26 protein-coding genes and 1 tRNA gene are annotated in these 26,607 nt (G+C 71.9%); 6 read left to right on the top strand and 21 right to left on the bottom strand.

Annotated features, from left to right (window positions below; translation table 11 throughout):
- Positions 1-164 precede the first annotated feature (164 nt).
- Positions 165-1,039 (top strand): IS5 family transposase gene (locus ACQRUO_RS05110; protein ID WP_428314497.1). Its coding sequence is split into 2 segments (ribosomal slippage): positions 165-546 and positions 546-1,039, totalling 876 coding nucleotides; the frame shifts between segments, so codons are not numbered across the junction.
- Here the strand turns inward: ACQRUO_RS05110 and ACQRUO_RS05105 are convergent.
- The 14 genes from ACQRUO_RS05105 to ACQRUO_RS05040 form a co-directional block, all read right to left on the bottom strand.
- A complete protein-coding gene (locus tag ACQRUO_RS05105; protein ID WP_428314496.1) occupies positions 994-1,812 on the bottom strand; it encodes a PIG-L deacetylase family protein in 819 nt (272 codons plus the stop codon). The genes ACQRUO_RS05110 and ACQRUO_RS05105 overlap by 46 nt on opposite strands.
- 135 nt (positions 1,813-1,947) lie before the next feature.
- Positions 1,948-4,314, bottom strand: a complete 2,367-nt coding sequence (fxlM, locus tag ACQRUO_RS05100) for a methyltransferase, FxLD system (RefSeq protein WP_428314495.1) — start codon at positions 4,312-4,314, stop codon at positions 1,948-1,950.
- 56 nt (positions 4,315-4,370) lie between these two features.
- Positions 4,371-5,804 (bottom strand): phosphotransferase, encoded by a 1,434-nt coding sequence (locus ACQRUO_RS05095; RefSeq protein ID WP_428314494.1) that lies wholly within the window; start codon positions 5,802-5,804, stop codon positions 4,371-4,373.
- A gap of 136 nt (positions 5,805-5,940) precedes the next feature.
- Positions 5,941-6,372, bottom strand: a complete 432-nt coding sequence (locus ACQRUO_RS05090; RefSeq protein ID WP_428314493.1) for a hypothetical protein — start codon at positions 6,370-6,372, stop codon at positions 5,941-5,943.
- A 47-nt stretch (positions 6,373-6,419) separates the two neighbouring features.
- Positions 6,420-6,641 carry a hypothetical protein gene (locus ACQRUO_RS05085; protein ID WP_428314492.1) on the bottom strand — a complete coding sequence of 74 codons (222 nt, stop codon included), beginning with the start codon at positions 6,639-6,641 and terminating at the stop codon, positions 6,420-6,422.
- 25 nt (positions 6,642-6,666) lie between these two features.
- Entirely contained in the window at positions 6,667-6,900 is a 234-nt protein-coding gene (locus ACQRUO_RS05080; protein WP_428314491.1) for a hypothetical protein, read from the bottom strand.
- A 57-nt stretch (positions 6,901-6,957) separates the two neighbouring features.
- A complete protein-coding gene (locus ACQRUO_RS05075) occupies positions 6,958-7,620 on the bottom strand; it encodes an NUDIX hydrolase (RefSeq protein WP_428314490.1) in 663 nt (220 codons plus the stop codon).
- Between the two features lie 144 nt (positions 7,621-7,764).
- Entirely contained in the window at positions 7,765-9,213 is a 1,449-nt protein-coding gene (locus ACQRUO_RS05070; RefSeq protein WP_428314489.1) for an NUDIX domain-containing protein, read from the bottom strand.
- Positions 9,214-9,439: 226 nt separating this feature from the next.
- A complete protein-coding gene (locus ACQRUO_RS05065) occupies positions 9,440-11,458 on the bottom strand; it encodes an ATP-binding cassette domain-containing protein (protein ID WP_428314488.1) in 2,019 nt (672 codons plus the stop codon).
- A complete protein-coding gene (locus ACQRUO_RS05060) occupies positions 11,455-11,961 on the bottom strand; it encodes a GNAT family N-acetyltransferase (RefSeq protein WP_428314487.1) in 507 nt (168 codons plus the stop codon). Before ACQRUO_RS05060 ends, ACQRUO_RS05065 begins: the two co-directional genes overlap by 4 nt.
- 83 nt (positions 11,962-12,044) lie before the next feature.
- Positions 12,045-13,214, bottom strand: coding sequence for a protein-L-isoaspartate O-methyltransferase family protein (locus ACQRUO_RS05055; protein ID WP_428314486.1), 1,170 nt, complete (start codon positions 13,212-13,214; stop codon positions 12,045-12,047).
- Positions 13,215-13,652: 438 nt separating this feature from the next.
- Entirely contained in the window at positions 13,653-14,270 is a 618-nt protein-coding gene (locus tag ACQRUO_RS05050) for a hypothetical protein (protein ID WP_428314485.1), read from the bottom strand.
- Between the two features lie 262 nt (positions 14,271-14,532).
- The gene (locus ACQRUO_RS05045; RefSeq protein ID WP_428314484.1) at positions 14,533-14,910 is read right to left on the bottom strand and encodes a nuclear transport factor 2 family protein; all 378 of its coding nucleotides are present in this window, start codon (positions 14,908-14,910) and stop codon (positions 14,533-14,535) included.
- 911 nt (positions 14,911-15,821) lie between these two features.
- Complete coding sequence (locus tag ACQRUO_RS05040; RefSeq protein ID WP_428314500.1) at positions 15,822-16,043, bottom strand: Atu4866 domain-containing protein; 222 nt, start codon at positions 16,041-16,043, stop codon at positions 15,822-15,824.
- 199 nt (positions 16,044-16,242) lie between these two features.
- On the opposite strand from ACQRUO_RS05040, the gene ACQRUO_RS05035 reads away from it, so the two are divergent.
- Positions 16,243-17,085, top strand: coding sequence for a helix-turn-helix transcriptional regulator (locus ACQRUO_RS05035; protein WP_428314483.1), 843 nt, complete (start codon positions 16,243-16,245; stop codon positions 17,083-17,085).
- 398 nt (positions 17,086-17,483) lie between these two features.
- Here the strand turns inward: ACQRUO_RS05035 and ACQRUO_RS05030 are convergent, their stop codons facing one another.
- The 3 genes from ACQRUO_RS05030 to ACQRUO_RS05020 form a co-directional block, all read right to left on the bottom strand.
- Positions 17,484-18,209, bottom strand: coding sequence for an Atu4866 domain-containing protein (locus ACQRUO_RS05030; RefSeq protein ID WP_428314482.1), 726 nt, complete (start codon positions 18,207-18,209; stop codon positions 17,484-17,486).
- 201 nt (positions 18,210-18,410) lie between these two features.
- Positions 18,411-19,823, bottom strand: a complete 1,413-nt coding sequence (locus ACQRUO_RS05025) for an amidohydrolase family protein (RefSeq protein ID WP_428314481.1) — start codon at positions 19,821-19,823, stop codon at positions 18,411-18,413.
- A gap of 342 nt (positions 19,824-20,165) precedes the next feature.
- The gene (locus ACQRUO_RS05020; protein WP_428314480.1) at positions 20,166-20,360 is read right to left on the bottom strand and encodes a hypothetical protein; all 195 of its coding nucleotides are present in this window, start codon (positions 20,358-20,360) and stop codon (positions 20,166-20,168) included.
- A gap of 434 nt (positions 20,361-20,794) precedes the next feature.
- On the opposite strand from ACQRUO_RS05020, the gene ACQRUO_RS05015 reads away from it, so the two are divergent.
- Entirely contained in the window at positions 20,795-21,676 is an 882-nt protein-coding gene (locus ACQRUO_RS05015) for a hypothetical protein (RefSeq protein WP_428314479.1), read from the top strand.
- Positions 21,677-21,850: 174 nt separating this feature from the next.
- Here ACQRUO_RS05015 and ACQRUO_RS05010 read toward each other — a convergent pair whose 3' ends face one another.
- On the bottom strand, positions 21,851-22,432 hold the full coding sequence (locus ACQRUO_RS05010; RefSeq protein ID WP_428314478.1) for a hypothetical protein: 582 nt from the start codon (positions 22,430-22,432) through the stop codon (positions 21,851-21,853).
- 538 nt (positions 22,433-22,970) lie between these two features.
- The gene (locus ACQRUO_RS05005; protein ID WP_428314477.1) at positions 22,971-23,345 is read right to left on the bottom strand and encodes a DUF6193 family natural product biosynthesis protein; all 375 of its coding nucleotides are present in this window, start codon (positions 23,343-23,345) and stop codon (positions 22,971-22,973) included.
- A gap of 212 nt (positions 23,346-23,557) precedes the next feature.
- On the opposite strand from ACQRUO_RS05005, the gene ACQRUO_RS05000 reads away from it, so the two are divergent.
- Together ACQRUO_RS05000 and ACQRUO_RS04995 are read left to right on the top strand one after the other, a co-directional pair.
- A complete protein-coding gene (locus tag ACQRUO_RS05000; RefSeq protein WP_428314476.1) occupies positions 23,558-24,226 on the top strand; it encodes a hypothetical protein in 669 nt (222 codons plus the stop codon).
- A gap of 82 nt (positions 24,227-24,308) precedes the next feature.
- Positions 24,309-24,382: transfer RNA gene (locus ACQRUO_RS04995), tRNA-Met, on the top strand.
- 293 nt (positions 24,383-24,675) lie between these two features.
- Here ACQRUO_RS04995 and tpg read toward each other — a convergent pair.
- Positions 24,676-24,978 carry a telomere-protecting terminal protein Tpg gene (gene tpg, locus ACQRUO_RS04990; protein WP_428314499.1) on the bottom strand — a complete coding sequence of 101 codons (303 nt, stop codon included), beginning with the start codon at positions 24,976-24,978 and terminating at the stop codon, positions 24,676-24,678.
- A gap of 309 nt (positions 24,979-25,287) precedes the next feature.
- Between tpg and ACQRUO_RS04985 the strand changes: the two genes are divergently transcribed.
- Positions 25,288-25,935, top strand: a complete 648-nt coding sequence (locus ACQRUO_RS04985; protein ID WP_428314475.1) for a hypothetical protein — start codon at positions 25,288-25,290, stop codon at positions 25,933-25,935.
- Here the strand turns inward: ACQRUO_RS04985 and ACQRUO_RS04980 are convergent.
- A complete protein-coding gene (locus tag ACQRUO_RS04980; protein ID WP_428314474.1) occupies positions 25,923-26,552 on the bottom strand; it encodes a DUF4262 domain-containing protein in 630 nt (209 codons plus the stop codon). The genes ACQRUO_RS04985 and ACQRUO_RS04980 overlap by 13 nt on opposite strands.
- Between the last annotated feature and the right edge of the window lie 55 nt (positions 26,553-26,607).

Here is a 26,607-nt window from a genome sequence, read left to right as displayed (position 1 = left end):
GTTCGCTCGCCCCGTGGGCGTCGACCACCTGCGTCCAGTCCGTCACCCCGGCATTCAACCCCCTCCGGAGTCCACGGTGCCACGCGGACAGCCGAAGGTGATCATTGCGGGACAGCCCTTAGGGTCTGTTGCGAAAGTGGATCTTGAGTTGCGATGATCATGGTGTGGCGCGAGGGGATCTGACGGACCGGCAGTGGGCTCGGCTGGAGCCTTTGCTGCCGGTGGGGAAGAAGGCGGGCAGGCCGCGGACGTGGACGCGTCGGCAGTTGATCGACGGGATACGGTGGCGGACCCGTGCGGGCACACCGTGGCGCGACATCCCCGAGCGCTACGGCCCCTGGGACCGGGTCTACGACCTGTTCCGCCGGTGGCAGCGCGACGGCACCTGGAAGCGGATCCTGGAACAACTGCAGGTCCAAGCCGACGCGCAGGGCCTGATCACGTGGGACGTGAGCGTGGACTCGACCGTCTGCCGCGCCCACCAGCACGCCGCCGGCGCGCGCAAAAAAGGGCTCTACAGCGCGAGCCGCCGGGCGGAATCGACACCGAGCCCGACGACCACGACCTCGGCCGCTCCCGTGGCGGTCTGACCACGAAGATCCATCTTGCGATCGAGCAGGGACAGAAGCCGCTGTCGCTGCTGGTCACCGCCGGGCACCGGCACGACAGCCCACAGTTCCAGCCCGTCCTCGAACGCATCCGCGTCCCGCGCACCGGTCCCGGACGACCACGCACCACACCCGACAAGGTCCGCGCCGACAAAGCCTACGGTTCCCGCGCGAACCGCTCCTACCTGCGCAGACGCAGGATCGAGTGCACCATCCCGGAGAAGGCCGACCAGGTCCGCAACCGCAAGAAACTCGGCTCCCGAGGCGGCCGGCCACCGGCCTTCGACAAGGACGACTACAAGAAGCGCCACGCCGTCGAGTGCGGAATCAACCGATTGAAACGACACCGCGCGGTGGCCACGAGATACGACAAACTGGCCGTCCGCTACGAAGCAACAGTGCTGGTCGCAGCCATCAATGAGTGGCTGTGACCAGCACTTTCGCAACAGACCCTAGTTGCCCGGCCGGGGGCGGGACGGGCGTGAATACGCGTGAAGTACTCGGTGCCGATGATCTGGTTTCTCTCCGGCTCGGGCAGGCGAGCCAGGATTCCGGGCAGGGGCCTTTCCCGCTCGACCTGGCTGCGGTGGGCGATGATCGCGGCCATCTTGGTGTCCAGCCAGGGGCGTACGTCGACGGCCACGTCGACCAGCTGGTCCGGCACGCTGAGCACGGACTTGTTCACCCGGGTGAGCAGCGGGCCCAGGTCCGCGACCGCCGAGTGGGGGTGGGTGGCCGCGTACAGCACTGCAGGCTGGCAGGGGGCTCCGGCCTGCGGGTAGAGGTGTTCGAGCCCTGCGGCGCCTACGGCGAGTACGACCGCGCGGTGGGTCTGCAGGTGGTCCGGGTGCCCGGTGAGGCCACCGTAGGCGTCGTGGGTGATCACGATCTCGGGCTGGAACGATCGGATGTGCCGCACGATGTCCCCGACCACGCGGTCCAGCGGCGCATCGCACAGCCGCGGGCCGGTGGAGGAGTCCGGGACGCGGTGGTCGGCGTACCCGAGTAGCCGCGGCTCTCCCGCTCCGAGGATCCTGACGGCGTCGGCCAGCTCTACGGCGCGGTGGGTGCCGGAGGCCCAGGTGGCGGTGACCACCGCGGTGCGCGCTCCCGCCGCGGCGTGCTGGGCGAGGACGCCGCCGAAAGCGAGCACTTCGTCGTCCGGGTGGGCGGCCACGGCAAGCAGGCTCGGTAGGTGGGGCATGACTGTCTCCTGGGCCAGTGGGTAGTGCTGCCGAACCCCGAAGGGACGCAGGGCCGTCGGGGTCCGGCAGCGGTGAGGGCGCAGCGGTGTGCGCCGGCGTGGTCGGCGATCAGCGGGGTGGGGGGCCGCTGTGGATCAGTCGCCGTTCTGCATGACCTGCTCGTCCCTGGTGGTCGGCGGAAGGGCCTCGGTGTGGCTCGGCCACTGGAACACCAGTCGGCAGCGCTTCTTGTCCAGTACGTGGCCCACGGGCAGCAGGCCGTCGGGGGTGCCGGCCGGGTAGGCGGTCAGCACCGGCTCGGTGTGTTTGCTGTTGTCGTCGGCGCGCACGGTGGAGTCCCAGGCCTGCGCTGTTGCTACCAGTTGCTCGGCGAGCCGGGGCCCTTGGTCGCCGAAGGCGTGGACGATCCACGCCCATTCCTTGTCTTCGGGCCGATCGCCGTCCCGGGTCTGGACGTAGGTCAGGTAGGCCAGGGAGGCCTCGCCGAGGATCGCGGGCACATCCTGCCCCTTGGCGATCTCGGTGACGCCATCCGCCGGGTCTCGGTGGGCGGCCAGCCGGCAGAAGCCGGTCAGCGTGGTGGCGACATACAGCTGGAGCGAGCCGAAGTAGCTGTTGGCCCCCATGGTCACGCCGGTGGCGGCCTCGTGCCGCGGCCCACGCAGCGCGTCCTCCACTCCTTGCGTGGGCAGGGCGGTGCCGTGCTCGAAGCGCAGCGTCAGCTCGCCCTGGAGGAGGTCGACGGACGGGACGGAACGGGCCTGCTGTCCCTGGTCACGGACGAAGCCGCAGTAGGTGAAGCCGCGCGCGTGGAGCACCTGTCCGCGTCGCTCGAAGGTGATGGCCCGGGTGTAGCCGCCGATCTCGAGCGGCAGAACCAGGCGGCCGCCTTCGGCCAGCTGCTCGCGCCAGGCCGGGGCGATGTCCCAGCAGTTGTAGGTGATCACGCTGGCGTCGAAGCCGCCGCGCGGTACGAGGTGCGCGGGCGCGCCGACAGCGGCGTCCGCCTCGACCGCGGTGACCCGGCCGCTGCCGGCCTCCGTGGTGAACCGGCGGGTGCGGCGGACCACCCACGGGTCGATGTCCACGGTGACCACGCGTCCATGGGGCCCGGTGACGTGGGCAAGCAGCTCTGCGTTGTAGCCACCGGAGCCCGCCTCGAACACGATGGCGCCCGGTGCCGGATCCAGGCTGCGGATCATGTCGGCCTGGAGCCAGGCCGCGGAGACCGAGCTGATCGCCCTCCCGGTCTCGTCGCGCCGGGTGGTGACGGCCCGGTCCCCGCCGTCGTACGCGGTCGCCAGGTCGGCTTCGGGGGCGAAGCGGTGGCGCGGCACCGTCCGGAGCGCGTCCTGGACCCGCTCGTCGGTGGCCCAGCCGCCGTCGATGACCGTCTGCGTCATCGCCTCGCGCAGCCGAACGGCCTGGGCCGGCTCCCCGGGAACGGAGGGCTGGTCGACCGCGAGGGGGTAGGCGGTCACGGCGGGCGGGGTGGGGATGACCCCGGGCCAGACAGCGTCGAGCGCTGCGGCTGCCGGGACGAAGATGTCGCCGGCGCAGGCCAGGGAGTGGAGGTCGAGCCATTCCCACCGGTCGAACAGCGCCGGCTCCTTGACGGCCAGTTCCCCGCTCCAGTTGGTGATGCGGACGACCGCTGTGAGCCTGGGTACGCCGTGGCTGTCGTCGAGGAGCATGGTCAGCACGTGGGCGTCGCCTGGACCCGCGACCAGGCCCGTCTCCTCCGCGAGTTCGCGCACCGCGGTGGCTGCGAAGCCCTCCGGTCCGGTGTTCTTTCCGCCCGGCAGCTCCAGCATGCCGCGCCGGGAGCGGCCGAGCAGGACCCTCCCGGCAGCGTCGGTGACGATCGCCAGCGCCCCGGTCAGGGCGTGCCCGGTGGTCGGCGACTTCTCCACCGCCCGGGCGTCGGCGTGGCAGGGGCCGCGCAGGACCAGGACGGCCAGCCCGTCGACGTCCAGCTGCTGCGCCGTCTCCCAGCCGCTGGTGACCAGGGCGATCTCATCCTCGTTCAGGGCGATCGCGCGCCGGTCCTCCGGGGTGTGCTCGACCAGCGGGGTGATGACGACGAGCGCACCGCCCTTGCGCAGCCGCTCGCCCAGGCTGTGCAGAACGCGGCCGCGGTCGTGCAGGAACGGGTACATCAGACGCATGACGACCAGGTCGTACCCGTCCTCGTGCAGCGGGGCCGGGTCGTCGCGCTCGATGTCGAGGCTGAGCCAGTGCACGCCTTGGACGTCACCGTGCTCTTCGCGGGCCCGGGCCAGGGCGCTGTCGGCGAAGTCGACGGCGTCCACGGTGTAGCCGGCGGAGGCCAGGTGGACGGCCAGCTCGCCGGTGCCGCAGCCGACGTCGAGCGCCCGTCCGCCGCCCTCAGGGGCCGGGACGTGCGCGGCCAGCAGCTCCCGCTCGACGGCGCCGAGCGGCCTGAAGCCCAGGCCGTCCGCGTAGTGCTGCTCCCACTGCTCCTGCCGGATGTACCCCACGTTGCTGCTCCTCTTCTGGGTGTCGGTCGTTACCGGGCCGGTCGAGCCCGGGTCACTCAGCGGAACGGCTCGGGCGTCGCGATCGGGGACCCACTGCGGGTGGCGCGCTGCTGGGCCAGGGTGCGGCGGCCTCGTTCCACGAGCTCGGGGTCGCCGTGGGCGATGCCGTACTGGATGCCGGAAACGGCGTCGAGGACCTGGTGGACGGCGAGGTGCTCCTCCTCGGCCTGCGAGAGCTGCCTGCCGTAGCCGGCCATCAGGGCCTCGTACAGGTCCGGGCGTCCGGCCCAGGCGTCGGACAGGCGGACGAAGTCCCTGATCGCCGGGCCCGGTTCGGAGCGCTCGAAGTCGATCACGTACAGGGTGGCCGCGGCGTGGTCCCAGCGGAGGTTGCGCAGCTGGAAGTCGCCGTGGGTGGGTACGAGGTCGAGGTCCGCCGGCTGGTCGGCCTTCGCCGTGATCCGGCGGACGAAGTCCTCGTCGCCGGTGGCGAGGTGGGCGCGGGCCGCATCCAGGTGTCGCTCCAGCTTCCCGAGCGCCGCTGGCGCCCCGTCGCTCGGCTGCGCCGGGAGGCTGCGGTGGATCGCGGCAGCCAGTTCCCCGATGCGTCGGAAGATCTGCTGTTGCTCCCCGGGCGGGTGCACGGCGCCGTGCAGGGAGTGGCCGGTCACCGCGGTGATGACGATGGCCCTCAGCTCCTGGTCGGCGGCCACCAGGCGGGGCGCGGCCGCTCCCAGCGCCGGCACCCAGCTCCGGTAGGCGGTCACCTCGCGCTGGTGGAAACGGTCGCTCTGGTGGATCTTCACGAACCACTCGCCGCCCTCGGCGCCGCGCGCCCGCCAGACGCGGCTGCCCTCCCGTTCCCAGGAGGTGTCGGTCCAGCCGGTGATGCGCCCCACCGCCTGCTCGGCGAACTCCCGCACCTGGCGGTCGGGCGCCTGCGGGGAGACGTCGGCGGAGGGCACCAGGTGCAGCCGGTCCGCCGTCGGCTTGAACTCGATCGGGTCGCCCGGCTCCTGGAAGTGGAGGGCGAACTGCCGGCCGGCCTGGTAGGCGTCGAGTCCGGCCCGGCAGTAGGCGACCATCGGGGAGGGCAGTTCGGCGAGCGGGTACCAGTCCATCGCGTCGCACACGGCCGGCTCCATGATGCGGGGTTCGCCGCTCCAGCGCCGGACCTCGAACAGGATCCCGATCCGGGCGCCGCCGGCCGGGCTGCGGTGGTGCACGGTGACAGCGTGGCGGACGTCGGCCGGGTCGATGCTGACGCCGGTTTCCTCCAGTGCTTCGCGGATCAGCGCGGTGACGACGTCTTCGTGCGGGCCGTCGAGGTGCCCGGACGGCAGGTGCCACATGCCTGCCGCGTAGACGTGGCCGGCGCGGCGGGACAGCAGCACCTCGGGGCCAGCCAGCCCGTCCCGGAGCAGGAGGAGATGGACATCGACGGGTTCCTGGTGGCGCGGCGGTACGGTCGCGGACGGGTCCGTGGGCACGGGGGCGGGCTCCTCGGGGAGGGCGGTCAACGTGATCGATCTGGTGGAGGCGGTCGCCGGGGCCGGACGGCCGAGCACCGCCCCGGGGGCGGGTGGCGGTATCAGCGGCCCGCCCCCGGAGCGGCGTCCGCGCCCGTCACGCGGTCACCTGGAGGTGGACCAGGGCCTTGTCGTCCGAAGGCTTGGCCCACGGCCAGCGACGGCCGAAGGGGTCGCTCGCGTCGGCCTCCTCAACGAGGTTGAGAACGGCCTCGGGACCCTCGGTGCGGCACAGGCCGGCGATCTGGGTCCACGTCAGGACCTCGTACTTGTCAACGGCCACCGAGACGCCGTCGGTCGCAATGAGGATGTCGGCGAGCTCGTCCAGCGGCCAGTCGCCGACGACCGCGTGCTGGCCAGCCCGGGGATCCGATCCCGCGATCCAGTAGCCGCCGGGGACGTTGACCGCGTCGGCCAGTCCTCGCATGATCTCCTGCATCAGCTCCCGGTGGCGCTGGTCCCCGATCCGCCCGGCTCCGGAGCGCAGCCGCTCCCACTGCTCCAGGCGCGCGGGGCGGTTGCCGACCAAGGGCGAGGTAGCCGATCGCCGGTGGCCCCGGCCCGGAACGCGGGCGGTCATGCGCCCGCCCCGGACTTGGAAGCCGTGTCGGCGCCCGGGCCTGTGCCGCAGCCGAGCTCCTCGGCTAGCTCGCGAGCGGCAGCCTCGGGCAGGGTCTCCTCGCCCTCCGGGTGGTCCTTGCCCCACCTCCGGCCAGGGGAGAGGTGGATCAGCGCGTCCGAGGCGCGCTCGGCCACGAAGGCCGGCAGGTCGGGGTCCGGTTCGGCGGTGTCGGTCACAGTTCTCCTCGGTTCGGGCGGGCGGTCAGCGGACGACGTAGGCGGGGACGCCGGTGCGGAGCACGTTGAGGACCGCGAGCGTCAGATCGTGGGCGTGCGGGTCGTCGAGCTGCTTCAGCCCGGCCTCGGAGACGGTGACGACCTCGTCGTGCTCAAGCGGGTCGAGGCGGATCTCGGCGAGCTGCGCCGCGCTCAGGACCCCGCCGGAGAAGACGAAGCCGACCTTGGTCGGCCAGCCGGCGCGGGGCTGCTCGACCACCGTGGCCAGCAGCGGCAGCAGCTCCGGGGCGGGGGCAAGGCGGATGCCGGTCTCCTCCTAGGTCTCGCGTACCGCCGTGTGGAGCGGGGTGGGGTCGGTGAACTCAATGTCCCCGCCCGGGTACTGGAGCCCCTTGAGCGGGTTGGTGGAGCGCAGGAGTACCGCCTCGCCGGTGGTGGTGGTGAAGAAGAGCGCGCCCCACATCGGGGCGGCCGGGATGCTCGCGAGGTAGGCGGGCAGCGGCTGGTAGCCGGGGTAGGGCTTGGGCTGGGCAGCGTGGCGGGCGATCAGGTCCCGCTCGTGGTCGGCGAGCCGGTCGGGCAGCTCGGCGGGCAGCACCCACTGGTGCTGGTCGTGCTCGGCGCTGAGGACGACGTGCGGGTTGTGGTCGACGACCGCAGCGAAGGCGAACTCCCGGGCCAGCAGCCCGCGGGCGTTGGTGTAGTCGTCGGAGCCGAGGTAGGCGGTGAACCGGGCCGCGGTGATGCCGGTCTCCTCCCGGAGTTCACGCCGGCCGGCGTCCAGCACGCTCTCGCCGGCCTCGACGCCACCGCCGGGCAGCTCCCACAGCCCGCCCAGCAGCGTGGTGGGCGCGCGGCGCACGAGCAGCAGCTGGCCGCGGCGGTTCACGAGCAGCACCGAGACGGCCGGGCGTTGGATTCCGGCGGCCGCGGCGTCGGCGAGCAGGTCGAAGGGCGGATGCTGGTCGGTCTCGGTCACGGGGTACTCCAGGTTGGGGTCGAAGTCACGGGGCACTCCAGGTTGGGGTCGAAGTCACGGGATCAGTGCGGCGCAGCGGGCAGGTCAGGACGGCGCGCCCATCGCCGGTGGCGGACCCGGCACCGGCCGGCCGGGCGTGCGGGCTCATTCCCAGCCGAGCTCGGTGTAGGTCTGGCCGGCCCGGATGCCGTCGATCGCGGCCCGGGTGTAGGCGACGAGCCGCTCGGGCAGGGCGTGCGGGTGGAACCACTGCCAGGCCGTGCACCGGTCGGGCTCGCGCAGCTCGGGCATGCCCTTCCAGGAGCGGACCCGGAAGAACAGGCCGAGCCTCGGCTGGGCACCGGGTGCGTCGACGAGGTGGACGGCGTGCGCGAACTGCACGTCGGCGGGGTCGATGACCAGGCCCGCTTCCTCCATCGCCTCCCGGACCAGGCACGTGATCGCCGATTCCTGCTCGCAGTGCCCGGCCAGGACGTGCCAGGTGTCCGCGGCAAAGGCCGAGTTCGGGTGGCGACGCCCGAGCAGGACCCGGCCCTGGTCGTCCTCCAGGTAGAGGTGGACCCCGACGACGGCGCGTACGGCCTGGCTGCCGGGCGACCTCACCAGCCGGCCGGCGGTCGGGTGCTGGGCGGCGTGACGGTGCACCAGCTCGATCGTGGAGGTGCGCAGCAGCAGCCGGTGCAGCATGTCCGGGGTGAACCAGCGCAGCATGACGCCTTCGTGCAGGTCCACGGTGTCGGGGTCGCCGTTCCAGCGGCCGGTGTAGATCTGGACCGGCACGCACAGCCCGTCGACGCCGGTGGCGTACTCCACGGCGAAGGGCTGAAGATCAGCCAGGGCCAGGTCGGGGGCTTCTTCGGCGAGTTCGCGCAGCAGGGTGTCCGTCAGCGTGGCGTCCTGCCTCTCGCGGCCGCCTCCCGGCAGGGACCACTCGCCCGGCGCCCAGATGCCGGGGTGGTTGTCGCGTAGGTGGAGGAGGTAGCGGCCGGCGCCGTCGTGGATCAAAGCGGAGGCGTTGACGGGCTCCGCCTGGCCGGTGATCCCGGATGCGAGCAGCTTGGCGCGCAGCGAGGGCGAGGCCACCTGATCCAGGGGGCGCCATTCGGCGCCGGTGACCTCCTCGGTCTGGAGTACGACGTCGGCCTGGCCGGGTAGGAGGCAGAAGGCGAACCGGAAGTCGAAGTGCTGGTGCGCGCCTTCGCCCTTGGCCGGGTTGGGGTCGATGTCGTTGATGTCGATGTCGAGGGGGACGGCGAGGGTCTGCGGGGTCATGCACAGGGCGCCCGGCGGGATGCCGGCTTCCTCGTGGACCTCGCGCAGCGCCGTGCCGAGCAGCGTCGCGTCGCCCTCCTCGACGTGGCCGCCGGGGCAGATCACCAGGCCCGTGGCCTTGTGGTGGATGTGCAGGACCGTCAGGTCGGGGCGGATGACGACGGCGCTGCAGGTGACGTGCGCGGGCAGCGTGGCCCGGCTCGTCGGCTCCTGGCCGGCGTCCAGCAGGGTCAGCAGCGGCGCCAGGCGGTCGCGTTCGCCGGGGTGGAACGCGAGGTAGGCCTGGACGAGGTCGTGGTTGTGGGTGCGGGAGGGGGACACGGCGAAACCTCTCTCGGGACGGGAGCGTCGACAGGCAGCCGACCGCGCGGGTCGGCTGCGGAATCTCTGCGGCCCGGCCGGTCGCCCGCAGGAGTCCGCGGTGGCGGCCGGGCCGTGCGGCACACCCCCCTCCATCACGACTCGTATCCGATCAAGTTCAATGGGTGACGATGCCAGGAGGGACTGACAGCCCCTCCGGTCGCGGTCCAGCACCGCGGCCGGGAGGTCACCGGTCGCCCCGCTCAGCCGGCTCGGCGGTGGGGCGCGGGCCGGGGAGCTGGGTGGCGTACTGCTGCGCCTGGAGAAGGTAGGCGGTGCGGTAGCTGCCCGCGGCCGCCTGGTCGGCGTCGGCGGCCATCAGCTCCTCATGCGTGCCCTGTTCGACGAGGCGGCCGTCCTTCAGGACGTAGATGAGGTCGGCCGAGGCGCTGGCGGCCAGGCGGTGGGTGATCAGCAGCACGGTCGCCCCCTGGCCGGCCAGGCGCCGCAGGTTGTCGAAGGCGCGCACCTCCGCGGCCGGGTCGAGCGCGCTGGTCGGCTCGTCGGCGATGACCAGGAACGGGCGCCGCCCGTCGGCGCCGGCCGTGGTGGCCCGCAGGTAGGTGCGGGCGGTGCCGATCCGCTGCCACTGGCCGCCGGAGAAGTCGACTCCGCCTTCGAAGCCTTTCGCCGCCAGGGTGTCCCAGCCGCGGTCCTGCTGCTGGAGCAGGGCCTCCATCCCGGCGAACTCGGCGGCCTCGGCGAGGGAGCGGGCATCGTCGTGGTGGCTGGGCCGGCCGGTGGTGACGATCGCCCGCAGGGTGAGGGGCCAGCGGAAGAAGTCCTGCGGGAGCAGCACGGTGGAGGCGAAGAGCTGCGCGCGGTCGGCGGTGGCGGTGTCGACGTCGTCCCAGTGGATGGTGCCGCTGTCCGGCCGGTACAGCCCGCACAGGAGCCGGGCCAAGGTGGACTTGCCAGCGCCGTTCTCCCCGACCAGGGCTACGATCCGGCCCGTGGGCACCGTGAGGGTGACCTTGTCCAGCGACGGCGCGGTGCGGCCGGCGTAGGTGAACGAGACGTCCTCCAGGTGGATGGCGTCGGGGCGCTCGGGCAGGTCGGCTCCGCCGGTGGGGATGGCCCGGGCGTCGGCCTCGGTCGTGAGCGTCTGCAGGTCGCCGACGTACAGCGCTTCCTCGAAGAGCTGGTTGACGCTGCCGAGCAGGCCGCTGACGTTCGCGGCGCCGGTGCGCACCGCGACAACGGCGGTGCCTGCGGCGGCGAGGGCCAGGTGCCCGGTGGAAACCAGCAGGCCCAGCAGGCCGAAGGTGGCGACGAGGGCGAGGCCGGAGGCGGCCGCGGCGGCGATCTTGGTTCGGGCGGCGGCCGCGGCCAGCCGGGCCTGCTCCGCGTCCGAGGCCAGAGCCATCTGCTCGAAGTGATGCAACAAGAAGCCGCCAACGCCGTGCACCCGGATCTCGGCGGCCGTGTAGGTCTGGGTGAGGAGCTGGGCGATGAGCTGTGAGGCCCGCAGATGCTGAAGCCAGGCCATTACCGAGGTACGCCGGCGCCTGGCCGTGATGGCCGCGCCCCACCCGCGGGGGGCCGCGATCAGCACGAGCAGCGGCAGCAGCAGCGGGGACAGGGTGAACAGCACCCCGCCGGTGGCGGCCATCGAGAGCAGGGTACTGAGCACCGAGACCGACTCGGTGGTCAGCCGGTGGATCGAGTTGATGCCGAACCGGGCCGACTCCAGCAGGCGGTTGAAGAGCGGGTCCTCCATGGCGGCCATCTCCACCCGCTGGGCCCGGTCCAGCAGGGTGACGGTCGCGGTGCGCTGGATCCGGGGGCTGAGCCGGTCCGTGCCCCAGGAGGACACGGCCGCGAGCACGGCACCGGCCCCGGCGGCGGCGCCGGCCACCAGCACGGCGGGCAGCACCGCACGGAGCGCACCGGTCGCATCGGCGGAGGCGAACAGGTGCCCAAGGGCGGCGTTGACGGCGACCAGGGAAACCGCTGCCGCTGCGGCGCGGCCTACCTCGGCGAGCACCACCCCGACCAGGGCCGCACGGTCGGCCCGCCAGGCGAGCGCCGACGCCAGGCGCAGCATGCCGGGGATCTGCCGGGCCACCGACCACAGGCCGGCCTGCGCGCCGGCGTCCTCGTGACGCACGAACCCGCCGTCGTAGCGCATTGGACCGCCGAACAGTAACTGCTCGCTCGGGGACGATTCGCCCACCGCGGCCGCCTCGCGCCGGCGCCGCTTCACGCCACCCCTCCCGCAACCCCGGGCTGGACAGTGCCGGCCGCCGCAAGGGGCCGGCGCAGCGTCAGGTAGCGGGCGGCGGGGTCGAAGCCGAGCTTCTCGTACAGCGGCAGGCCTTCCGGGGTGGCGATCAGCTCCACCGAGGAGCAGCCCCGGTCCTGGAGCGTGGTGACCAGCGCCCGGGTGACGGCCTCCGCCAGCCCCTCGCGGCGGCGGCGCGAATCGGTGACGACGGTGTGGACCCGGCCCCACAGGCCGCCGGGGTAGAAGGGGCCCTCGTAGCCCCGGTAGACGACGCCGATCGCGCACGCCGCCAGCACACCGTCCCCGCTGTCGGCTACGAAGGCGAGCAGCTGCGGGTCGGTGCCGAGCCGGGCCCGCATGTCGGCCAGGAAGGTGGTACGCCAGGCGTCGGTGGCCGGCTGGCCGGTCAGGACGTCGACGCGCAGGCACAGCAGTTCCTCGGCGTCCTCGGGTGTGGCCGGGCGGACGGGGTTCGGTGGCATCGGGAACCTTCCTTACCCGGTGGGCAGCAGGCGAATCGGGCGCGGCGCGGCGGACATCGGCACGCAGCGCGGCTCGGTGGCGGTCAGCCGATCGGCAGCTCCCAGCTCAGGCCCGGGCCGCCGACCACCCGCTGCACCGGGCCGGTGAACTCCAGCCGGTACTCGGCCGGGCCGCCGGCCCCCGTCCAGCGGGCGTGGAGCTCCTCGGCCTCCGCCCACAGGCTCCGCGGCCCCCACTCCACGGACCGCGAGCCGTCCCGTGCGATGGCGGCCCGAGACCCGTCCGGGGCGACCAGCACCACCTCGTCGTCGAAACCGGGAGCGCTCCAGTGCCGCCGCACCCCGGGCAGGGAGTGGGCGAGTGCGACCCAGAGCCCGCGCTCGGCCGGCTCGGGCGGTGCCAGCACCGCAGAGCGGCTGCGCCCGCTGCCGGCCGGCGGCTGCGGCAGCGGGATCCACCCGCCGGCCCGGTCCGGCACGTGGCCCCACCGCTCCGCGGCGAGCCGCCCGGTCAGCGCTCCGTGCTCGTCGCGGTGGACGAGCGCGGTGGCGTGCCAGCCGGGCGCGCCGGTGGTGATGGTGGTGCGCAGCCGCCCGCCCGGGGCGAGGCGGTGCAGCCAGGAGGCGGGGATGTGCCGGACGGCGAAAGAGCCGGCGATCGCATCCCAGGGGCCTTCGGGTAGTCCGCGCAACCCGTCCCGGACCACCAGTCGCACGTCGGCGCCGATCGCGGCCAGCCGCTGTGCGGCGTCGCGTGCCAGCTCCCGGTCGATCTCCACGCCGGTCGCCTGCCGGCCCGTCAGGTCGGCTGCGACCGCGCTCAGGTAGCCGGTGCACGCCCCGAGCTCCACGCACCGGTCGCCCGGAGCGAGGCGGAGGTCCTGGAGGGTGACGGCCAGCAGGCCGGCGCCCGAGCTCTGCCCGCTCGGGACGCCGGTGTACTCGCGCCCGGCCGCGAGCGGGCCGGTCGGGCGGCCGTCGAGTTGCACGACCACCTGGTCCCACCCGTAGCAGACGGCGAGGTGCTGCGCGGGCTCGTCCGCGAAGTCGAGCAGGCGCCAGCACCGGGCGGGGCGGGCATCGCCGAGCGGCGCGAACAGCCGCGGCATCAGCTGGTGCCGGGGCACCCGGGCCATCGCCTGGACGACCGCCCGGTCGTGGACGCCGGGCTCCCGGGCGAGCCCGGCCGCGAAGACGGATCGGGCATGGGCCTCCGCAGCGAACGGAGTCGAAGTGCTGCCCTTCTCGGTCACCGGCCGTCCGCCCCGAACGCATGGCTCAGCACGACAGGCGAGAGTCGGCCGCGTCCGTGGCGACAGCCTTGCAGGCGGACGGGAGTGGCGGGAGTGATCGACTCAACGGGCGACAAGCGAAGCTCCTGTTCGGGCGGTCGGCGGCGCAGGACAAGGGCATGGCGGAGCCGGCTCCATGACGGAGCACCAAGGGTGAGGCGGCGCTGTCCGGGTCAGCCCGTCCGGCCCCCCTGGTGATGCGAAGCAGTGCTGGCGGGTGGCGTCGGCCTTTGACCTGGAGCGCGAGGTGGTAGCCACCCGGTGTGAGGGCACCGGTTGCGGCGGACTTCAGGGCGTGGGTCCGGAGCAGGCCACCTGCATCTCGTGCCCGATCCGGGCGATCCGTTCCGGGCTCAAGGCCCGTTCCTTCATGGGCACTTGGGAACTCACTCGGCCACCCTAGTGCCGGATCGGCGTGATGGTGGGCGGCTCGGTGGGGATTCCCCCGTCGGGAGGACCTGGGCGGCGTGTCGGCTGGCGCACGGCGGCCCGCACCAGCAGCCGCGGGTGGCGGGTGTCACGTAGGGCCTCCTCCAAGACAGGTAGCTGGTCCAGCAGCATCAGGGCTGCCTCGTGCCGTGCCCGCGCGTAGGACTCGAGTGCGGCATCGACGATGTGCGGTCGTTCCACTGGTGCCGACAACGGAAAGGTCGCGCAGAGCATGGCCGCGCAGCCGACACGAAGCGAGGACAGGAGGTCGTCTGCGGGCGCCGTGGGGTTGGCGTCTCGATAGGCGTGGGTGAGGTCGGTGCATCCCTTGAGCCAGCTCTCCACACCGTTGGACAGGGCGCTCCTGGGGTCGTAGCCAAGACGCACGATCTCCCAGGCGAGGTACCCAGGTGTGGGGGTCCGAAGTCCACGATCACGGCGACATCGTTGTTCTTCAACAGGACCACTGCGGGTTTTCGGGTGGTGGTTGGCGCTGTGGTAAGCGATCAGGTGAAGCAGTGTGCTGCAACGGCACTTGAGCACGGCGGTGATGCCGGCGCCCGCGCCCGGCACCTTGGGGAACCACACCGGACGTACGGAGACGAACCTGCCGGCTCTTCTCCGACGGGCGTCGCCTGAGCCCTGCGATGGCGCCGCCGGGGGCCCGGGCCTGGGATGGGCACGGCTCGGCGCGGCACCAGGTGCTCGTTCGTTCTGACGGTGCCGCACCCGGCCAGTGCGGAGACGGGGCATCGATGGAGGAGACCACCGCGGCCGGGCCAACCTCGAACGGCAGCCCCCGAACGCAGACCTGGCAAGTTCAGGGGACTGACAGCGACAGAAGGATGACTCAGGAGGCGAACGGCTCGATCTCCCCCGCGAAGACGATGATCTGGTCGATGAGGCTCCGCCGCAGATGGACGACATCCGTTCCCGCCAGGCGGGGGCCTCCATCAGGCGTGGTGAAGACCCACTGGTACCGGGCCCATTCGCCAGGCATGTCCACCGCTGAGCAGCGCACCATCGTGCCGGTCCCCGCCGGGTGGCGCCGGATGTCCAGCACGAACCGCTCGACCGCCCCGATTCCTTCGCTGCGACCCAACGGCCCCCAGAAGACCACGTCTGAGGTCAGGGCCTGCGGGAGCAGGGCAGTCACATAGCTGTCGTCCGAGGCGTTGAACGCGGAGATGAATGTGTCGATCGCGAAGCGTGCGGTCTCTTCCTGCATGCTCCAGTAATACCAGCCGTTTCGCGTGCGCTCGTCCCACGAGCCACCCGCTTGCGGCTCGCCCTGGCGGACATACGCACGATGAGCAGGATCACCACCACCTGACCTGCACCTCCACGGCACTGCTGGCCTGCACCCGAACCGGCTGGCCAGCGGTGCTTCGGGCAGCCGCCCACCACCATCGCGGCGAGCAGCGGCTGATCTTTGCCTGCCCCATCCGTAACGCCTGAGGAGAACCACCTTCGATGGCGTCCGAACCAACCACACACCCTGCAACAACCCCGGCCCGCACATCGCGCATCGCGCCTGGAGCACCGACGAGGTCAGCATCTGCCCCGGAGTACCGGCCGAGCGCCAGACCAGCGACCAGGAGCGGCAGTGACCCCCACCCCCCGTGACCCGGACTGCACCTGCGGCTGGTTTCCCCAGTGGGCCGCATCTGCTGCGCGCGCTGCCGCACCGACGGCCCCCGGCCCGGCAGCCTCGCCGACCCCAGCGAGCGGGGACTCGAAGAGCGCCGCCTGCACGCGCGTGGCCGCCTCGAGCTCCTCCTCCCCGTGCGACACGAGCGCGGCCGCTGCGGGCTCCGCGATTTGCCGCCCCACCGCCACGCTCCACGAACCGAGGCCGATGCGCCCGGTCACGAAGCCGCCCTGCCTGGCCAGGCGCTCCGCGCTCGCGGACCGAAGCAGCCTCAGCAACGGCTCCCAGACGGCAAAGTCGTAGAGCGAGGACAACAGGGCTTCCGTCGAGTCAGATGATCGTAACGGCGGCGATCATGTCCCCCACCCCCGACACCCCCTCCCCGGCCGCCAGTCCTCACGTGTCGTACGAGCTGCCCCACGGTGCGCTGAACCCGAGCCGGTTCGGATAGAAACCGGCCCAGTTCGATGAGCCCAAGTGACTTGCTGTCACGCCTGGTTCTCCTTGTACAGGACGAGGTGCTCGTGGAAGAGCACCCCGTCGCGGATGTCGCCGGTGGCGGTGAACCCGGTGTCGTCGACGTAGTCGAGGTGGCTGCCGGTCACCGTGTAGCGGCCGGTGTAGGCGCTGGGCCGGGTTCCACGGGCCTCGTCGTACCGGCCGTCGGGCAGCAACTCCTGGCGGATGTGCCCGTCCGCGGTCACCCACATCCCGACCACGTCCACGTCACCGGTCCTTCGCCCGGCGGCTTCCTGCGACCCGTTCGTCTGCTTTTTCACCATGCGCTCCTGCTTGTCTCGCTGTGCTGATCGCCAGTGTGGGCGGGTCGGCGGGCGCGAGCCAGGACGAGTCGTTCCTGGGTATGGCGCACCCACGCACACGGGGTGGGGGCGGCTTTAGCCTGGGGAGGTGACCAGCAACGATCTCGGAGATTTCCTGCGTGCCCACCGTGCCCGCCTGCGCCCCGATGATGTCGGGCTCGCCTCCTACGGTGCGCGCCGGGTGGCGGGATTGCGGAGGGAGGAGGTGGCCGTCCTGGCCGGCATGAACAGTGACTACTACGCTCGCTTGGAGCAGGGCCGCGAGCGCAGCCCGTCCCCGCAGATCCTGGAGTCCATCAGCGGTGCGCTGCGGATGGATGACGAGGCGCGGAAGCACATGTTCCGGCTGGCCGGTTCCGCGCCGGATGGTGAGCGGCCGCAGCCCCGGGAGAGTGTGAGTCCTGCGCTGCGCCAGTTGCTGGACGGACACTCGAGCGCTGCGGCGTTCGTCCTCAACCCGGCCAACGACTTCCTGGCTTCGAACGCGCTTGCCGACGCGCTGTTCTCGCCGTTCGAGGACATGGACAACATGGCCCGGATGACGTTCCTCGACCCGGCCGCCCGGAGCTTCTTCACGCAGTGGGGGCGGGCAGCGCAGGCGGTCGTGGCCGGACTGCGTCACGCCATGGGCCTGGACCCGCACTACCGGCGTCTGCACGACCTCGTCGGCGCCCTGTCCCGGGAGAGCGAGGAGTTCGCCGCCCTGTGGTCCTCGCACACCGTCCACGGAAAGACCGGTGCCGGCAAGGAGCTCGTTCACCCCGACGTCGGTGCTCTCGACCTGACCTACCAGACCTTCGACGTGCGCGGAGCGCCAGGCCAGCAGTTGGTGATCTACCACGCCGAACCCGGCAGCGCCGGCGCCCAGGCGCTTGCCCTGCTCGGCAGCCTCCACGCCACACGTCATCAGGAATCCGCCACGGAGCATTAACACAGCGGCACGGCCTTGTGCATGGGAGCCCCTCGCACCATGGTGCGAGGGGCTCCCATGCACACAATGGAAGGAGATTACCCCGGGTGCTGGTGGCGCAGGGTCGGCAACGCCAGGACGGCACCCAGGACGAGCCCGGCAGCGGCGACACGCAGGACGTGATGCCGAAGCCCTGCCCGGTCAGGGCACCGGCAGCCGCGGCATCGCGGTGAAAGCCCGGAGCAGGCCACCGTCGGTGTCCCGGCGGGGGGTGGGGTTGCAGATGCAGGGTGCGGCGTACGGCCAGCAGGCCCAGGGCCATGAGGACGGCGCTGATGACACACGGACTCCGGGGACACGGGCCGTCCGATCGCACGAGGGAGGTGCGATCGGCCAGGGAAAGACGCGGGGTGGCGTGGTCAGCGGCGGGTGAAGCGGTAGCCGGCGTGGTGCAGGCTGCCGTCCTGGAATTCGCCGAAGGCCCAGAAACCCAGGTCGTCGAGGTAGTCGATGCGGTTACCGGTGATCCAGTAGCGGCCCTGGTAGGCGCTGGGGCGGCCCCCGCGCGCCTCGTCGTAACGCCCGTCGGGCAGCAGCTCCTGGCGCACGAAGTCGTCGTCGTCAACCCACGTCCCCAGGAAGGGATGCGTCGGGTCGTGGGCGGGAGCACCCGCGGGGGCCGGTTTGGTGGTGGTGTCGGCCGCGTCGAGGGGGCGGCCGTTCCAGAGGCGGACCTGCCCGCCGGTGACCAGGAGGTCGAGGTGGCTGCCGCGGTCCGGAGCTGCGCCGGCGGGGGCTTCGGGCGTATCGGCCAGGCGCAGGACGGCGATGTCGGCGGCTTGGCCGGGGGTGAGGGTGGTGCTGGTGTGTGCGGCGGTGAAGTCGTAGGCGGCGGGCAGGACGAGGGTGTCCGCGCAGTCGATGACGATCATGTTGTCGTCCCCGGCTGCGGTCAGCAGGCCGGGGCCGATCCCCACGATCACGGAGCCGCCGATGAGGACGTCGGCTTCCTGCCAGTCGCCCAGCAGCGGGTCAGCGGTGATGACCGTGCCGCCGGTCAGCAGGAGCGGGCGTCCTTGCGGGTCACGCAGGGCGCGCAGGACCTCGTCGTCGCGGTGCGGCGCCGTCCAGGGTGTGGTGGCCATGTCGGTGTCTGCTTTCGGTCTCGTCGGTGGTGCTGGGTGAGGCCCTGATGTCGGGGCGCGCGGGCGCGGGCGCCGTCGCGTCATCTCTCCCGCGAAACGAGGGCGCACGGCCTCCGCTCTGCGGGCCGGGTGAGGTGGCGCACCGCTTGCCCGAGGCCCGGGAGAGGTGCTGCCCAGGTCCTCGAAGCGAAGGGGTGGTGCTCAGGCCGCGGGGGTGTTGAGCACGTATGCGCGGGAGGCATGGACCTCCTCGCGCAGAGCGGGCAGGTCGACGTCGAGGACCTGGCCGTTCCATTTGCGAGCTTCGCCGCTGATGAGGACGGCGCTGATGTTGCGCGCGTCCGAGCCCAGGACGATGGTGCCGACCGCATCGTTGAGCGGCATGTTGTTGAGGTCTTCCGCCTGGATGACCAAGAGGTCGGCCTTCCTGCCCGGGGTGAGCGAACCGGTGACGCCGTCCAGGCCGTTGGTACGGGCGCCTTGGAGGGTCGCAAAGTCCAGGACGTCGTAGGTGGTGATCCGGGCCGGCTGCTGGTCGGTGCCGTAGACCGCGTTGACCGCGCGCATGCGCTGGATGGCGTGTAGGGCCCGCATCTGCGTGAACATGTCGCTGGCCAGGGCCACCTCGACGTCGATGCTCAGACCGGGCCGCACCCCCACCGCCAGGGCCTCATCGATCGCGGGGATCGCACTCTCCAGCCCGATCTGCGCGTCCGAGGTGGGAGCCAGAGCGATGGTCGTCCCGGTCCTCCCGATGGCCTCCCACGCCTGGGGAGTCAGGCCGGTGGCGTGGATGAGGGTGAGGTCCGCGCCGAGGATGCCGTCCTTCTCCCAGCCCAGGACGGCCTGCGAGGAGGAGGGACCGAACACGGCATCCACGCTCACACCGATACCCAGCTCCTTCGCTGTGCGGGCGAGTTCGGGGCCGTAGGCGAGTGCCGGCCCGGCGATCTCATCGGTGGCCAGCGCGGCCAGACGCAGGGTCAGCAACTGGTCATCGCCGGCGAAGTACTTCTCCATGATGCGGGTCAGGTCGCCTGGCCACTGCTTGTCCCAGTCACCGAAGTGCGGGCTCATGGCGGCGTGCACGCCTCGGATACCGGTGTCGATGAGAGCCTGGATCGCGGCATCGGAGTGCTCGGCGGTGCGTGAGTTGTGGGAGAAGTCGAGCATGCAGGTGATGCCGCTGTCGATCGCCGTCAGAGCGGCCAGCTTCGTCCCGACGTACATGTCGTGGGGCCGGTAGACCGTGGCGTAACCGGAGAGGGTGGACATGACGTAGGCGCCGAGGTCGTCGACATCCGGCATGATCCGGCGCAGCTGCGTCTCCCAGGCGTGCCGGTGGGTGTCGACAAAGCCAGGGGCCAGGATCGTGCCGGTCGCGTCGACGACCACAGCTCCCTCCCGGCTCAGGCCGGGGCCGACAGCGAGGATCGTGTCGCCTTCGACGAGCAGGTCTGCGCCGTGCAGGACACCGGAGTCGGGGTCCATGGTGACGATGGTCGCGCCGGTGAAGAGGACGCGCCGCTTCGGGTCGGTGGATCGGCGCTGAAGCTGTTCGAGCACGGCGGGGCTGGTGGTGCCAGAGGTGTTCAAGGGGATCCTGTTCGTCATGTCAGGGCGGTAGACCCTTGCGGGGTGAGCGATGACCTCAGCTTCGGCCCAGCCGTCGGCGGCAACCAGGCCACCAGCTACCCAGGTACAGCACACCCGGGCTCACCATCACCCTGCGACACCACGACGCGTGGGAACCGGTCGCCGCCGTGCTCGGCACCTCCGCGCCGGCCGCTTCACACCCCGTCGCGGACTCTGCTGCGCTATTCGGTCATGCGATGAGCCGGTAGCTGGGACGGGTGAGGCAGCTGGTGCGGGAGAGGGCGGGCGGGGTGTCTTCTGTGCTCCCGAACCCCGGCGCGCTACCGGCTCCAGCCGGGTCGTGCGGGGCACAGTGCCCGATCAGACCCGGGAGTCGTGGAGACCGGCCCCGGCCGTGACGGTGTGCCAGGCCACCCGCCTCTGGTCGCCGGCCTCGACGCAGCCGGCCGCGTGGTCGCCCGGCCCGGCGCTCACCACCTCGAAGGCGGCCTCCTCGCTCGCCTGACACCCCGGGCAGAGGTACGACGTCGCGACGCCCTGGGCCCGCACATCCATCCTGTCGGCGATTTCGGCGGCGCCGGCTCGGTTGCGTCCGCAGCGTGAGCAGCGGTCCGGCGCGAGAGTCCACGATCCCATGGCCACGCCCTGCCTGCCGTGGAGCCGACGTTCGGCCGCATTGGTCACTTCAAGTGCCTGGGCAATTGCGGAGTGGCATCCCTCTCCCCTGCCTGACCGTGTGTCAAGAATCCCTGACCAGGATCGGGCTCGTTGAGGTTCCCTGACACCCGATCGGTTGGCAGCACCGTCCCCCCGCCAACCAGCCACGGGGCTTGGGGTCGGCGGGCAGGGTGGCGGACTCGAGGCCGGCGGTGGGTGGAACCGTCGCCGACAGCACGTGGATCTCCTTGCGGTAGGCCGCCCCGACCGGCGGTCCGGGCCAGGCCGGGCCTGCGGTCGGAGGACTGCGGTGCCTCCCGTAGGCTCCTCGGATGTCCTACGGGGTGGATGCGCGAGAACTGTACGAGGCCCTGGCGTGGTACGAGGGGAGCCAGCCGTACGAGGCGGTGTTCCTGCCGTGGCTGGAGCGGGCCCGCGGCGGCTACCGGGACTGGCTGGCCACGGCTGCCGTGGACTGCTCGTGGTGCACCAAGCCGGGCGGGCAGGAGCTGGTGTGGGAGCTCTACGCCCTGCAGCGGGTCAGCGACCGGCTGCTGCTCGCCTTCCAGCCTCCCGCCGACGAGCCCCTCGGCCCGGACCCGCAGCCCATGCTCTCCCAGCGCGAGTACCTCGACCTGTTCACCTCGCTCGGCCTGACGCCGTTCGAGGACGGCAAGGCGTTCGACCCGTTCCTCCACGAGATCGTCGAGGTCGAACAGGCCGAGGACCCGCACGCGCCAATCGAGATCACCGCGATCGTCTGGCCCGGGCTGATGCTCGGCGGGCTGCTGTTCAACCGGGCGGGCGTGCGGATCCGCGCGGGCGTCGAGCACGCGCAGCACGGCGTCGCGGACCGCTCGCCGCTGTACTGGGTCTTCCGGCGCCGCCACCGTCCCACGATCGACCTGTCCCAGGGCTGGGGCGGCAACTCCCAGTGGCGCACCGACTTCCGCCTCGACTACCGGAGTCCGGCTGGCGATCGGCTCAACGTGACAGGACACCGACCGATCGACGGCGACGCCGACCTGCACCCCGACCACCCGCACAACCTCAGCCCCGAAGAGCGGCTCCTGACACCAGGCGAGCGGCGGGATCTGCTGCGCCACCGCTGTCTCCTGCGCACGCCCGCAGCCACCGACGCGCTGAACGGATCACCCGGCTGGCAGCGTGAGCTGCTGCCCTTCGACTGGCGGCTTCCGGACCCCGAGGCCTGACCACGAGCCGACTCCCCCAGAAGGGCCTACGGGGGCCCGCGATGTCGTGCGGCCGCGGCCGGACAGCACCCGCTCCCCGCCCCGGGGGCGGTGAACCAGAGCGGGCCAGGGCCCCTTTCCGCCTCCCGGCCCTGCCCGCCGGCTGGCTGGCTGGCTGCGGGGCGTGCGCGGGGTTCAGGGGATGAAGTGGGCCGCGAGAAGCCCCCGGCCGGCATCTGTCGCGGCGCGCCAGAGCGGGGGGAGGCCGTCGAGGAGCGCGTCGAGGTCGTCCTGGGCGCATTCGTCGCGCAGGGCCGCGGTCAGGAGCTGCGCGGCGTGGCGCCGGGTGGCCGGTGTCCAGGTGAAGGCGCGTTCGATGTCGGGCAGGGTGTGGCGGACCTGGTCGGGGGTGAGGATGAAGTCGCCCATCCAGCCGGGCAGGTGAGCGAAACACTCCGGTCCCAGGGCATAGGCCAGGCCTGCCGCCGGGTAGCTGTTGCGGGCGGCGACGGCAAGGTAGGGCAGGGAGGGGTCGCGGCCGTGTTCCCAGGCCTCGTAGACGAGGCAGATCTTCTCGTCCAACACGCACGGGGCGGCGCTCTCGACGAAGTCGTGCCGGCCGGCTTCGGTGCTGCCGCTCGCCCGCCAGCGTTGGAGGAAGGCGAGGGAGTCGGGATCGGTTGCCTGGGCTTCGATGGCGGGCGCGAAGTCCGGTACGTAGCGCATGATGGCATCGGCCCGCATCGGGACCACGCACCACATCCCCAGGAAGCTCACGCCCGTTCCCCCTTCTCCGCATCGCCGGCGACGATGCTGCCAGCACGCTGTGACACCAAGCCCTCGTGTCGCCCCTCCCCCAGCGCGCCGGCTGTGCCTGATGCCCTGTCACCCAGGATCCCGGGACGGGAGAGCGCCCCGGGCGCCTGCGGCTCCCGGTGCACCATCAGGCGCGCCGACTGGTCGCCACGCTCCGTTGTGCTGGTTGCGGCGGACAGGGTGTGCGAGGTCACCCGAGCGACAACCCTCGTCCCTCCGCCATACGCAGGCCCCTGGCTCCAGGCCGGCCAGTGCAGGCACACCTGGAAATCTCCACGTGCCGGTCGGGGCTTGTCCCTGCGCGGCGTCGCCGGCCATCCTCTGGTGCATCCCAGTCCGCGGGATCCCGCCGCGTCGCCAAGCCGAGCGCATCGCGGGGCGATCGCGCCGTGCAGGCCTCCCATACCAGGGCCCCGCGCGGACACCGCCCGCCAGGCAGCGCCAGGCCGCCCCACTGCTGAGGCGTGGCGTCAACCGGCTCGGGGACCAGGCCCGATCGTCAGCCGTCCTGTGCCAATGCGGGGACGTCGTGCCGGTTGCCGACAATGGCCCGGCCACAGCCCGGCGGCAGACGGTCCACCACCATCGCCACAGCTGCCTCAGCGGTATCAGCCTCACCGACAAACTGCAGTCTGGACGGGCCTGCCACGACGAAGCCTCCGCCCAGTCGTGGGGCGATGTAGGGCACGTCCCACGTGCAGGGGTGCTCGGTGCACCGGCTGAAGTGCAGCTCCCACATGCCGACCCACGGGAAGAGCTGCCGCAGTCTGGGCTCCACGTAGGCGGCGCGCAGCAGATCACCGTCCACGCGATCCGAGACCAGGAGCTTCGCCCACTCTGCCTCGACGACGTCCTGCGCCCTGGTCGAATCCATGGGAGAAGGGTGCCAGAGCCTTCAATCGACCGATGGGGCGGCGACGCCCACCGGGACGGCGCCCCACCACCACCGCGGTTGAGCCAGAGCCTGTTCCTGTGGGCAGAGCTACTGCCCCTAGCCGAACCTGTGGCCCCGGCCTCCCACCGCCGCCAGCTGGAGTGGTATGCAGACGGTCCGGAGAACCATCAGGTTGTGACGGAGGGTGTGCGGTGAGCGAACGGTGGCCCGGGCTTGCGGACGACGGCGCGCAGCTGGCGGCACTCGGACTGCTGCGGATCGCTGGCGACACCCTGGCGCAGCGCACTCGCCCTACCGAGGCCTGGGAGCAGCGGGCGGGCGGGTTTCTTCGGGCGTGGTCGGTGGGCGCGTGCGACGGTGACGCGGGCGGGGCGCAGCCGGCGGCGGTCGCGTTGGCGTTGACGTTGGCTCGGTGGCAGGCGGTGCTGGTGTTGGAGTTGCATCAGGGCGATGCTGCGGGGGCGCGGGTCTGGCTGGGTGAGGTGGCGACGACGGCCGGCGAGCGGGCGCGGCGGGTGGGTGCGTCGCGTCCGGTGATGCCGGTGGTGATGGCGTTGGTGTGGTCCGGCATCGATGCGGTCGCCGCCGGCGGGCCGAGGTCGGTGCAGGTGGGCGTGCTCGATGCCGGGCAGGCCGTGCGGGTGGTCGAGCGGCGCGAGGCGTTCCTGCGGCGTGAGAAGGACCACGCGGCCCTCGTCCTGGCCGCGGCTGAGGCCACCGCGGCCGTCCCTGCTGAACTCATGGGCCACGCCCCGGGGCGGGTGCGGGCCTGGCTGGACGAACAGACGGGCCGCCTGCTGGCCCAGGCACCCACCAGCGCTGCGCCCTGGTGGGTGCCCGACTACCTCGTCGCCAGCTGATCTGCCGGCTTCTCGCCCCCGCGCGCCCCGCTGGGAAAAGCGTCAGACCATGTGATCACGACCGCTATACTGGTGTCACCGACGCGGGGTGGAGCAGCTCGGTAGCTCGCTGGGCTCATAACCCAGAGGTCGCAGGTTCAAATCCTGTCCCCGCTACGAGAGTTGGGGTCCGGCACTGCCGGGCGCCCCAACTGGTTTTCCGGCCGACGGCGCAGTCCCGCTCGCACGCCTTGCCGCCGGTTCAGCGCAACGGCTGACCGCACCGGTGGAGCGACCTCCTCCGCATGGCGGCTCTCTCACCCACACCTGCACGGGCAGCAGGCGGTCAGGCACCTTTCCGGGCCCGGTCCTGCGAGCGCACCATCAAGCGTCTGTTTCTGAGGGCCGACTCCAGGCTCTTCGCCCTGCCCACCGCCTGACGGCCCCTACGATCCCGGCCCAACCGCCCGTCAGGTGATGTCGAAGTCGGCCCACTGCAAGCCGGTGATGTCGGCGAGCAGACCACTCGCACGGCGCCCCTTGACGCGGAAGTAGTGCTCCTGGAGGCCGTCGGCCAGGATGCGTTCCTGGCTGCGGGGAGTGGCGCCGGCGTCGACGGCGGTGAACGGGCGCTGGGCGACGCCACCAGGCAGGTGCTGGGTGATAGTGCGCATCCGCAGGTCGTCGGCCGAGCCGGCCGCGGACTGGTAGCCGAACTGGGCCTGGATGTGCAGCAGGAAACCGCGCTGCTCGGCTGCCCTTGCCCCCTTCAGCGTCTACGGTGGCGGGGTCGTCTGGTTGTGGTGTCCGGGGCCCGCGCTAGCATGCGGCGTTTTGGAGGCCTCATGACTTTTACCGTTCCGCCGCCGCCACTCGACATCGCGGCGCACTTCCCGGACCTGCTGCCGCACGCACGAACCACGACCTTGCTGTATCCGCGTGCCGGCTCCCCCGGGCGACAGCAGAGTTCGCTCGGCGGACCGCTGCTGTGGCCGGCCGACGAGCCGTGGCCGACGTGTGCCGCACCGGAGCACTACAACCCCGCGCGTGGATGTGCGGTGGTGGGTCCGGACCCCGTGGCCATGGTGCCCGTGCTTCAGCTGTTCGCCACCGATGTTCCGGCGCTGAGGTTTCCGGCCGGAAGCGATGTCCTCCAGGTGCTGTGGTGCCCGCTGATCCACTCCGAGCACGACCAGTGGTCGCCGGTGCCCGTCCTGCGGTGGCGCTGCGCCACGAAGGCCGGCTCCGGGCCGCTGCTGCAGGAGATGCCGCAGCCGTACGACTTCGACGACGAGTACGTGCCCCGGCCCTGCGTGATACACCCCACCGAGACGACCGAGTACCCCAACTGGGACATGCCCGAGCACCTGTCCGAGCGCGTGGGCGAGTGGAGCGACGAGGTGGAGCAGAGCACCGGCATCTCCTACTACGACGCGTTCACCACGAACCAGAGCAAGGTCGGCGGCTATCCGGGCTGGACCCAGCCCCCCAGGTGGCCCCACTGCGCCTGCGGCAAACAGATGGAGCACCTCCTGACGATCTCTGCCAGCGAGTCGTGCGGGCGATGGCTTCCCCTCGGGGAACGCAGCCGTCCCGGCTGCGGGTGGGAGCCGTCCGACAGCCGGCAGGACATCGGCCACGCCATGGACATGGGTGACCTGGGCGGCGTGTACGTCTTCATCTGCCACACCTGCCCCGGCTGGCCCACGATCCACCGCTACGACTGCTGAGCCTCGGTGGTCCCTCCGGCGACCTGGTCACCCTCGTAAGCGTCACCGGGCTCGGGGAGGCTGGCTGGGCTGGTGTCCGGTCCGCTCCAGGGTCCGTGAGAGTCCTCGCGCGGGATCCACAGCAGGGGTTGCAGCAGGCGACAGGTTTCCTCGACGCCCTCCTCCCAGGGGAAGCGGCCCTGCTTGTCGGGCCAGAACATCTGCGTGACGGGCCACGGCGGGCGCTGGTAGAAGTCGATGCCGGCGCCGAAGAAGCTCAGGTACCAGCTCGGGTGAACGGGCCGGATCGCCACCGGCACACCGCCGCCGAGCACGTCCTCTCGCCACTGGTCCGGCTCCAGTGGGTGCCCATCGCGGATCCGGTGACCGAGAGTGTTGACGATTTGCATTCCGGTCTGCATGGGAATCCCGAAGAAGCTGACCTCGGGGCTGCGCAGGGTGTGCCAGAGGCCGATGGAGTACGACCAATCGCCAGGCAGGTCCCCTCCGGACATGACCCCCTGGACGTGCCAGTCGTAGGTTCGAATGCTCTCCGCGATGCGGCTGTCACGCGCATCCCAGGTGGAAGGTGCGCTGTTCGTGTCGCAGAGCAGGCAGCCGCAGTCAGGAAAATCCATGCTCGCGAGCCTACGATCCGCGACCGACACCGCCACCAGCCGGGGCGGCGCGCGG

Origin of the sequence: Kitasatospora sp. LaBMicrA B282, from assembly GCF_050325825.1 — a bacterium.
In the GTDB taxonomy this organism is placed as follows: Bacteria; Actinomycetota; Actinomycetes; order Streptomycetales; family Streptomycetaceae; genus Kitasatospora.
Note: the sequence above shows the minus strand (reverse complement) of the source record. Positions and strands in the feature narration are given on the sequence as shown.